Origin of the sequence: Streptomyces javensis (genome assembly GCF_039525925.1) — a bacterium.
In the GTDB taxonomy this organism is placed as follows: domain Bacteria; phylum Actinomycetota; class Actinomycetes; order Streptomycetales; family Streptomycetaceae; genus Streptomyces; species Streptomyces asiaticus.
In genome coordinates, this window is the sequence record NZ_BAAAIF010000238.1 from 1 (window position 1) to 1,407 (window position 1,407).

Annotated in this window: 1 protein-coding gene; it reads left to right on the forward strand. The window is 71.4% G+C overall.

Annotated elements, in window-relative coordinates:
• Positions 1–17 precede the first annotated feature (17 nt).
• Positions 18–1,407: polyketide synthase dehydratase domain-containing protein (locus ABD329_RS47740; RefSeq protein ID WP_344318279.1), on the forward strand; the 1,390-nt coding region annotated here is incomplete at its 3' end.

A 1,407-nucleotide genomic window follows, 5' to 3' on the forward strand; every position in this document is an offset into this window, starting at 1 on the left:
GTGCTTACACCGCTGGTGTGGAGGTGGACTGGGCCGCGGCAACCGCCGACGAGGGCCGGGCGGTCAAGGTTGATCTGCCGACGTACCCGTTCCAGCGTCAGCGCTACTGGCCGAAGGTCGCGGTGGCGCGGCGTGGGGATGTTGCGTCGGCTGGTCAGCAGCGCTCCGGTCACTCGCTGTTGGCTGCCGAGGTGTGGCTGGCCGAGGGTGATGGGCTGGTGCTGACGGGTCGTCTGTCGGTGTCGGCGATGCCGTGGCTGGCCGACCACGCCGTGCACGGCACGGTCCTGCTGCCCGGAACGGCTTTCGTGGACCTGGCGGTCCATGCCGGCGACCTGGCCGGTTGTGGTGTGCTGGAGGAGTTGACGCTCCAGGAGCCGCTGATCCTGTCGGACCAGGGCGGCGCGCAGCTGCAAATCCAGGTCGGTGACACCGACGGCGACAGCGGCCGGCGGACCGTCACGGTCTCTTCCCGTGAGGGGGAGGGCGAGTGGGTTCGGCACGCCGTTGGTGTGCTGGCTCCGGTCGGCAGTGAGCCTGTCCCTGCCCCGCTGGCCGCTTGGCCTCCGGCGGGTGCGGAATCGGTTCCGGTCGATGGTGCCTACGAGCGTCTCGCCCAGCGCGGTTACGGCTACGGGCCGGCGTTCCAGGGTCTGCGTCAGGTGTGGAGTGCCGGGGACACCGTCTTCGCCGAGGTCGAGCTGCCTGAGGCTGCCGAAGCCGATGCGGCCGGGTTCGGCTTGCATCCCGCGCTGCTCGACGCTGCCCTGCACAGCCTGCTGGCTGCCAGTGATGGCAGTGGCGGGGGGACGGGGCTGCCGTTCGCCTGGTCGGGGGTGCAGCTGCTGGCGAGTGGCGCCCGCCACCTCCGGGTGGTCTTGGCACGTGCAGCGGGCGGCGTGTCGGTGACGGCGTTCGACGGTGTCGGGCAGCCGGTCTTCCAGGCGCGGTCGTTGGTGCTGCGTGAGGCCTCGGCCGGTCAGTTCGGCGGGTCCGGTCGCCAGGTTCGGCAGTCGCTGTTCACGGTGGACTGGGTTCCGCTGACGGTGCAGGCTCCGGTCGGCGCGGTGCAGTGGGCGCGGCATGGCTCCGGGATGGCTCCGGTGGTTGTTGCTGCGGTGCCTGCCGCTCCCGCCGGGAGTTCGGCGTCGCAGGCGGCTCAGCTGGCTGCCGCGACGGTGTTGGGTTGGGTGCAGGAGTGGTTGGCCGATCCCGCGACCGACGACGCGCGCTTGGTGATCTGGACCGGCCAGGATCTGGCTGGTGCGGCGGTGGCGGGTCTGATCCGTTCGGCGCAGTCGGAGCACCCGGGTCGTCTGCTGCTGGTCGATGTCGACCCGGCGGCTGGTCTGGACCCGACGCGTGACGCTGACGTGGAGACCGTGCTGGCCGCGGTGCTGGATTCCG